Below are 8,466 nucleotides of genomic sequence, written 5' to 3'. Positions count from 1 at the left end.
CGCTGCAGCATCGCGTCGCCCAGCAGCAGGAGCGGCTGCGCGGCGCCCTGCTGCGCCGGGCCGCGCAGGAGCGCGAACGTCTGGCGCGCCTGCAGCGCTCCGCCGTGCTGCGGCAGCCGCAGCGCGCCCTTCAGCCGCATGCGCAGCGGCTGGACGGGCTGACGCGCCGCCTGACGGCGCGGACCGAAGCCCGCTTCGCCTCGGGCCGGGACAAGCACGCGCGCCTGCACGGCAGGCTGTCGCGCTTCTATCCGGGCGCTCAGCTGCAGCTCGCTTCGCGCCAGCTCGGCGGGCTGGACGGCCGCCTGAACGCGGCCATGACCGCCGCCGTCAAAGACGGGCGCCAGCGGCTGCTGGGCAGCCTGCGCCAGCTCGACGCCCTGAGCCCGCTCAAGGTGATGGCGCGCGGCTACAGCCTCGTCTACGACGAAGCCGGGCAGAAGCTGATCAAATCGGTGCACGAGGTAGCCGAGGGCGACGGGATCGTCGTCCGGGTGAACGACGGAAGTCTCGAATGCCGGGTTATTCAAACGACGGAGGAGGACAATCGAAGTGGAGCCTAATACCGAACATCACAATGCTGCGGGAGCGTCCGACGCAGCGACGGGTGCCGAACTGAATTTCGAACAGGCGATGGACCAACTGGAGCGGATCGTCGCCGAGCTTGAACAGGGCGACGTGCCGCTGGAGAAAGCGATCGACCTGTTTCAGCGCGGTATGCAGCTGTCGCAGCTGTGCGGCCAGAAGCTGGAGCAGGTGGAACGCAAAATCGAAACGATCGTGGAAGAAGACGGACAGCTTCGACGCCGGAACTTTGCGGGCGAAGCGGAAAGCGGGGACAACTTTTGAACAGCGTATTCGCGCTTGAACCGTATATGAGAGACGTGTCGTCCGAGCTGGAAAGCTATTTTGCCGAAGCGTTTCCGGCCGACTGGGACATGCCGCCCGCGCTGCTGGAATCGATGCGGTATTCGCTCGATGCCGGCGGCAAACGGCTGCGTCCCCTGCTCGTGGTAGCGGCGTGCGAAAGTCTCGGCGGCCGCCGGGCGGCGGCGATCCGCGTCGCGGCCGCCGTCGAGATGGTGCACACGTATTCGCTCGTGCACGACGACCTGCCGGCGATGGACGACGACGACCTGCGCCGCGGCAAGCCGACGAACCACAAAGTGTTCGGCGAAGCGATGGCGATCCTCGCGGGCGACGGCCTGCTGACGCATGCTTTTTATGTGGTATCCTCGCTGGCCAGAGACGGCCTGCTGCCGGCCGAGGCGGCGATCGGGATCGTGTCCGATCTGGCCGAATACGCCGGACCGCGCGGCATGGTGGGCGGCCAGGTGGCCGATATGGAAGGCGAACAGGGCACGACGGACCTTGCGCGGCTGGAATATATCCATCTGCACAAGACGAGCGACCTGATCATGTTCTCGCTGCTTGCGGGCGGCCGCACGGCCGGAGCGACGCCGCTGCAACTTGAGGCGCTGCGTACGTTCGGGCGCGGCATCGGGCTGGCGTTCCAGATTCAGGACGATATTCTGGATCTGGTCGGCGACGAGAGCAAGCTGGGCAAAAAAACGCAAAGCGACGTCAAAATGGAAAAAGTGACGTATCCGTTTTTCCTCGGGATCGACAAATCGCGCGAAGAAGTGCGGCGCCTCAGCGAAGAATCCAAAACGGCCGTGCTGGGCGCGGATCTTGAGCGTACGGACATCCTGCTGGCTATCGCCGATTATTTGGTGGAACGGGACCGTTAACAGTTCCGGGAGGAAGCGGACTCCGGTTTCGCTGCTCGCTTGCTTGGGTATTGAACAACAGAAGAACGGACAGCGCCCGGCTCATAAGCCGATGCTTCAAATTGGCTTTATTTGCCGAAAAACGATATAATACCGATACTACGCGTGCTCGAAAAACGCTTCGCGGCGTTCGTAAGAGCCCGCCTACACCAATCGTGCGCGACCGAATTCAGGAAAATGAAGGAAAGCGGGGAATGACACATGCTCCTTCCACAAATCAACCAACCCGGCGATCTGAAGAAGCTGCCGTCCGAACAACTCGCGCCGCTGGCGCAGGAAATTCGCCAATTTTTAATCGAAAATCTCTCGGTGACCGGAGGCCATTTGGCTTCCAATTTGGGTGTGGTCGAGTTAACATTGGCTTTGCATTACTGCTACGAGAGTCCCAAAGACAAGTTTATTTTCGACGTGGGCCATCAGGCCTACGTGCACAAAATTTTGACAGGCCGCCAGGACCGGTTCGATACGCTGCGCAAGTACAAGGGATTGTGCGGCTTCGTCAAGCGTGCCGAAAGCGAACACGACGTCTGGGAAGCGGGCCACAGCAGCACGTCGCTGTCCGCGGCGATGGGCATGGCGATGGCGCGCGACCTCAAGGGCGAGAGCAACAAAGTGGTCGCGGTGATCGGAGACGGCGCGCTGACCGGCGGCATGGCGTTCGAAGCGCTGAACCATATCGGCCATGAGAAAAAAAATCTGCTCGTCGTCCTCAATGACAACGAGATGTCGATCGCGCCGAACGTCGGCGCCATGCACAACTACCTGAGCCGCGTCCGCTCGGACCGCCATTATCTGCGCGCCAAAGAAGACGTCGAATCGCTGATCAAAAAAATTCCGGCGATCGGCGGCAAGCTTGCGCGCACGGCGGAAAAAGTCAAAGACAGCCTCAAATATATGATGGTGCCGGGCGTTCTGTTCGAAGAACTGGGCTTCAAATACATCGGTCCGATCGACGGGCACGACCTGCCGACCCTGATGGAGACGTTCCGCCAGTCGGACAACGTCGACGGCCCGGTGCTCGTCCACATCGTGACGACCAAAGGCAAAGGCTACAAACCGGCGGAAGCCGATTCGCATAAATGGCACGGCATTTCGCCGTACAAGATCGAGTCCGGCAAGACGCTCAAGTCGGCCGGCAACCCGATGTACACCGAAGTGTTCGGCAGCACGCTGATCGAATTGGCCGAGCAGGACGAGCGGATCGTCGCCGTCACGCCGGCCATGCCAGGCGGTTCCGGACTGATGGAGTTCGCGGCGAGATTCCCGAAACGGATGATCGACGTGGGCATCGCCGAGCAGCATGCCGCGACGCTGTGCGCCGCGATGGCGATGGAAGGGATGAAGCCGGTCTTCGCCGTCTATTCGACCTTCATGCAGCGTGCCTACGACCAGATCGTGCACGATATTTGCCGGCATAACGCCAACGTCATGTTCGCGATCGACCGGGCCGGCTTTGTCGGCGCGGACGGCGAGACGCATCAAGGCGTGTACGATATCGCGTTCCTGCGCCATATTCCGAACATGGTGCTCATGATGCCCAAAGACGAAAACGAACTGCGTCATATGATGAAAACGGCGCTGGATTACGATAAAGGGCCGATCGGTTTCCGTTATCCGCGGGTCAACGGCCTGGGCGTTCCGCTCGACCAACAGCTCAAGGCTATTCCGATCGGCAGCTGGGAAACGGTGCGCGAAGGCGACAACTGCGCGATTCTGGCCGTCGGACCGATGGTCCAGACCGCTTTGGCCGCCGCCGAACTGCTCAAGTCGTCGGGCATTCAAGCGAGCGTCGTCAATGCGCGCTTCCTGAAGCCGCTTGACGAGAAGATGCTGACCGACCTCGCCGATCGCGGCGTCAAGCTGCTCGTGATGGAAGAAGCTTCGCAAGCCGGCGGCCTGGGCAGCGCGGTGCTCGAATTTTACGCATCGCACGGTATCAGCCACGCCGAAGTGCGTATTCTGGGCGTGCCGGACTGCTTCATCGAGCACGGCAGCATCAAGGAACAGCAGCAGGAAGCCGGCCTGACGGCCGAGCATGCCGCCGATCTCGTGCGCGAGAGCGTAACGGGCAGCCGCCTCGCGCTCAAAAGCGGTCTTCCTTCCTAAGGAGCACCGTGCGCTGCGGCGTTCGTATTTTACACAGAAAGAGAGCCTGATTATGGCCGCGCAAAAAGACAAGATCGAAAAAGAACGTATCGACGTCCTGCTCGTCGAGCAGGCGTATTACGAAAGCCGGGAGAAAGCGAAGGCCGCCATTATGGCGGGCCTCGTTTTTGCCGATAACGAACGAATCGAGAAGCCGGGCATGAAAGTGTCGCGGGAAGCGGCGCTGCACGTCAAAGGCTCCGTACATCCGTACGTCAGCCGCGGCGGTCTCAAGCTTGAAAAAGCGCTCAAAAATTTCGAGATCGGGATGCAGGACCGGGTAATGCTCGATATCGGGTCTTCGACCGGCGGCTTCACCGACTGCGCCCTGCAAAACGGCGCTTCTTACGTGTACGCGATCGACGTCGGCTATAACCAACTCGATTGGTCGCTGAGAAACGACGAACGTGTCTGCGTCATGGAACGGACGAATTTCCGCTATATGACGCCGGAAGAACTGACGGGGCCCCGCCCGGATTTTGCGAGCATCGACGTCTCGTTTATTTCCCTGCGCCTCATTTTGCCTCCGCTGCTTCAACTGCTGAAACGTCCGGCCGAAGTGGCCGCGCTGATCAAGCCGCAGTTCGAAGCCGGACGCGACAAGGTGGGCAAATCGGGCGTCGTCCGCGACCGCAAAGTGCATGAAGACGTATTGAACCAAGTGCTGACTTTTGCCAATGCTCTGGGCTTCGAGATCGGAGGCTTGACCTTCTCGCCGATTACCGGCGGCGAAGGCAACGTCGAATTTCTCGCTTATCTGAAGCTGCCGGAAGGAGAAACGGCTCCGCTCGGCGAAGAAGTCATTCGGGAGTTGGCGTCGAATACCGCGGCGGAAGCCGCCCGGACTTTTCACAGAAACTCATCCGCCGAACGGTGAGTTTCTTTGCGTTGAACGCGTTTATTCATATTTTGCATAACGAAGGGGGAGTCTTATGAAGGGACAACGGCATATCAAGATCCGGGAGATTATCTCCAGCCGCGACATCGAGACGCAGGACGAACTGGTTGCCGCGCTGCGGTCTTCGGGATTCCAGGTGACGCAGGCGACGGTATCTCGCGATATCAAGGAACTGCTGCTGATCAAGGTTCCGCTGGACGACGGCCGGTACAAATATTCGATGCCGACCGATCAGCGGTACAATCCGGTACAAAAGCTCAAGCGCGCGCTCGTGGACAATTTCGTCCATATCGATCATTCGGCCAATCTGGTCGTGATGAAATGTTTGCCGGGCACGGCCAACTCGATCGCGGCGCTGCTCGATAATATGGAATGGTCGGAAATCATGGGTACGATCTCGGGCGACGACACGATCCTGCTGATCTGTCGCGAACCGGAGAACAGCCAGACGGTGATCGGCCAAATTATGGGATTCATTTCCTAAATTCTATTGAGGTGAGTGCATGCTAGTCGCATTGTCCATTCGCAATCTCGCCGTCGTCGAATCCGTCGACGTTCATTTTTATCAAGGATTTCACGTGCTGTCCGGGGAAACGGGAGCCGGCAAATCGATCGTTATCGACGCGCTGGGCCTGATCTCCGGCGGCCGCGGGTCTTCGGACCTGATTCGGTACGGAGCCGACAAAGCGGAGATGGAAGCGCTGTTCGAGCTGCAGGGCGAGCATCCGGTGTGGAAAACGCTGGAACAGCTCGGTATTTCCGCGTCGCCGGAAGAACATCTGGTCATCCGGCGCGAAGTGACGGCACACGGAAAAAGCACGTCGCGCATCAACGGGCAGCTCGTCAATTTGACGATGCTGCGCGAAGTGGGCGAGCAGCTGATCAATATCCACGGCCAGCACGAGCACCAGTCGCTGCTGCGTCCGGAAAGCCATCTCGGCCTGCTGGATTCGTACGGAGGCGACACGATCGCGCCGGCGAAAGCGGCTTATCAGCAGGAGTATTCGGCTCTCGCCAAGCTGGAGCGGGAACTGCGCGAGCTGCGCGAGACGAGCCAGAAATCGCTGCAAATGCTCGACATGTACCGTTTCCAGCTGGAAGAGATTCAGGCGGCCAAGCTCAAAGTGGGCGAAGACGTGGAGCTGGCGGACGAACGTTCCAAGCTTGCGCACAGCGAGAAGCTGATGGAATCCGTCTCCGGCGGATACAACCTGCTGTACGGCGATCGGGGCATCGAAGCGATCGGCTCGGCGATCTCCAATCTGGAAGACGTCGAGAATTACGATCCCAAAGCGATGCAGCCGATTCTGGAGCAGCTGCGGAACGCTTTTTACCAGCTGGAAGACGCGGCGTTCCAACTCCGGGATTACCGCGAGAATATCGAGTTCAACCCGGGACGCCTCGAAGAAGTCGAAGAACGGCTGAACCTGATCTCCGGACTGCGGCGCAAATACGGCGACAGCGTCGAACAGATTCTGGAGTATTACGACCGGATTCACCGCGAGACGGACATGCTGGAGAACAAGGACGAACGCATGGAGCTGCTGACCGCCAAGCGTGACAAGCAGCTGGAGAAAACGCTGCGGCTGGCCCGGGAACTGAGCGTGCTGCGCCGGGAATGCTCGCGCGATCTGGCCCGTCAGATCGAAGGCGAACTCAAAGATTTGCAAATGCAGCGAACGTCGATCGAAGTGAAGCTTGAGCCGATCCAGGACGCCCGCGGCTTCGAATTCGAAGGCCGGCGCGTGCGCCTGACCCGTCAGGGCGTCGACAACGCGGAGTTCCTCATCTCGCCGAACCCCGGCGAACCGCTGCGTCCGCTCGGCAAGATCGCGTCGGGCGGCGAGCTGTCGCGGATCATGCTGGCACTCAAAAGCATTTTCGCCCGTCACGACAAAGTTCCGGTGCTCGTATTCGACGAAGTCGATACCGGCGTCAGCGGCCGCGCGGCCCAGTCGATCGCGGAGAAGCTCGTCAAGCTGTCCCGCGACTGTCAGGTGTTCTCGATTACCCACCTGCCGCAGGTAGCCTGCATGGCGGATCGCCAGTACCTGATCGAGAAGCGCGTGGAAGGCGAGCGGACGATGACCAGGGTCGAAGCGCTGAACGAAGAAGGACGCGTCACCGAACTTGCGCGGATGCTCGGCGGTGTCGAAATTACGGAGAAAACGCTGCACCACGCGCAGGAAATGTTGAAGCTTGCGGAAGCAAGCAAAAAAAGTCGCGTCTAAGTTATTCGGCGGCTTCGGCTTACGGGCCGGACGCCGCCTTGTCCCAAAACCGTATGCACGTCCGAAACCGCGGAGCCGCAAGTTCCGCGCTTCAGATGCTGCAAAAAAGCGTTCAGAAAAAGAGAATCCCGAAATCGGATTCGTTCTTCAGCGCTAATTTACGGTTTTGGGATTTTTTGTTTTAATTTGGCGCGTAACCCGATATACTGAGAGAGAGCGAAAATTTGCTGCCGTAGCAGGATTCTTTCGAACGGTGTCGAATTTTTTACGTGAGATCTGTTTAAAAAGACAGAAACGGTTCTGTGAATTACAGAGGATTCGGCTTTGCGGCCGGATGAGAAGGAGGAACAGGTTTTGCCAAACATCGAAGTTATGCTTGCGGACGATAATCGGGATTTCGTCCACATGCTCCAGGAACACATTTCCTCGCAGGAAGACATGACGGTAACCGGAGTCGCTTTTAACGGAGAAGAAGTGCTGGGGCTGCTGCGCGGCGCCGAACGGGCGCCCGATATTCTGATCCTGGACATCATTATGCCGCACCTGGACGGACTCGGCGTGCTGGAGAAGCTGCAGGGCATGAACCTGAATCCGCGTCCCAAAGTGATCATGCTGACGGCGTTCGGACAAGAGAACATTACGCAGCGCGCGGTCGAGCTGGGTGCCGCGTACTACATCCTGAAGCCGTTCGATATCGAAGTGCTGGTGAACCGGGTTCGCCAGATGCTGAACATCCCGTCTTCGCCGATCGCCCAAGCTTCGCCGGCACCCGCGCCGAAGCCGAGCATCGGATCGCTGTCCAAAGGCAAGACGCTTGATGCGAGCATCACGTCGATTATTAACGAGATCGGCATTCCCGTGCACGTACGCGGCTACAAGTACCTGCGCGAAGCGATCACGATGGTCTACCATAACATCGAAATCCTCGGCTCGATCACGAAGACGCTGTACCCTTCGATCGCCGAGAAATATGCCACGACCCCATCCCGCGTGGAACGCGCCATCCGCCACGCGATCGAACTGGCCTGGGCCCGCGGTTCCGTGCAGAACATCAGCGACTTGTTCGGCTACACCGTCAGCATCAACAAATCCAAGCCGACCAACAGCGAATTTATCGCGATGATCGCGGACAAGCTGCGGATCGAGCATAAGGTGAGCTGAAGAGCGAAGTTAAGCTAAGCTTGCGATTATTCATACCGTTGTTTATCGGATTTGCACAAATCCGGTGAAGGACGGTATTTTTGTTGGCTGACCGTTCAGACACAGGAGCAGAGGCAAACCCAGACCCAGGCGATCATCGTACTCGTGCTGCCTTTGTTAGGACGTGCGAAATCGCACTTATTTGAGCCTAATTCGCAAGCGATTTGCAAATAACTGCGCAGCGACTCTTATTTTAGGCGAA

The 8,466-nt window shown here is 59.0% G+C and carries 8 protein-coding genes; all 8 read left to right on the top strand.

Annotation, left to right across the window (positions count from 1 at the left end; all coding sequences use genetic code 11):
* On the top strand, positions 1-563 hold a 563-nt coding region (locus tag FTE24_RS20370; RefSeq protein WP_272915089.1), incomplete at its 5' end, for an exodeoxyribonuclease VII large subunit.
* Complete coding sequence (xseB, locus tag FTE24_RS20365) at positions 553-849, top strand: exodeoxyribonuclease VII small subunit (protein ID WP_150229786.1); 297 nt, start codon at positions 553-555, stop codon at positions 847-849. The genes FTE24_RS20370 and xseB, both read left to right, overlap by 11 nt.
* A 26-nt stretch (positions 850-875) precedes the next feature.
* Positions 876-1,751, top strand: a complete 876-nt coding sequence (locus FTE24_RS20360) for a polyprenyl synthetase family protein (protein ID WP_150230714.1) — start codon at positions 876-878, stop codon at positions 1,749-1,751.
* Positions 1,752-1,991: 240 nt separating this feature from the next.
* Positions 1,992-3,896 carry a 1-deoxy-D-xylulose-5-phosphate synthase gene (gene dxs, locus FTE24_RS20355; protein WP_150229785.1) on the top strand — a complete coding sequence of 635 codons (1,905 nt, stop codon included), beginning with the start codon at positions 1,992-1,994 and terminating at the stop codon, positions 3,894-3,896.
* 52 nt (positions 3,897-3,948) lie between these two features.
* Positions 3,949-4,812, top strand: a complete 864-nt coding sequence (locus tag FTE24_RS20350) for a TlyA family RNA methyltransferase (RefSeq protein WP_141445983.1) — start codon at positions 3,949-3,951, stop codon at positions 4,810-4,812.
* 55 nt (positions 4,813-4,867) lie between these two features.
* Positions 4,868-5,317 carry a transcriptional regulator AhrC/ArgR gene (gene ahrC, locus FTE24_RS20345; RefSeq protein ID WP_141445982.1) on the top strand — a complete coding sequence of 150 codons (450 nt, stop codon included), beginning with the start codon at positions 4,868-4,870 and terminating at the stop codon, positions 5,315-5,317.
* Between the two features lie 19 nt (positions 5,318-5,336).
* A complete protein-coding gene (gene recN, locus FTE24_RS20340; protein WP_150229783.1) occupies positions 5,337-7,064 on the top strand; it encodes a DNA repair protein RecN in 1,728 nt (575 codons plus the stop codon).
* Between the two features lie 354 nt (positions 7,065-7,418).
* Positions 7,419-8,225 (top strand): sporulation transcription factor Spo0A, encoded by an 807-nt coding sequence (gene spo0A / locus FTE24_RS20335; RefSeq protein WP_150229781.1) that lies wholly within the window; start codon positions 7,419-7,421, stop codon positions 8,223-8,225.
* Positions 8,226-8,466 lie beyond the last annotated feature (241 nt).

Source organism: Saccharibacillus sp. WB 17, assembly GCF_008634075.2.
Taxonomy (GTDB): Bacteria; Bacillota; Bacilli; order Paenibacillales; family Paenibacillaceae; genus Saccharibacillus; species Saccharibacillus brassicae.
This window is presented reverse-complemented; position numbering and strand designations above follow the sequence as displayed.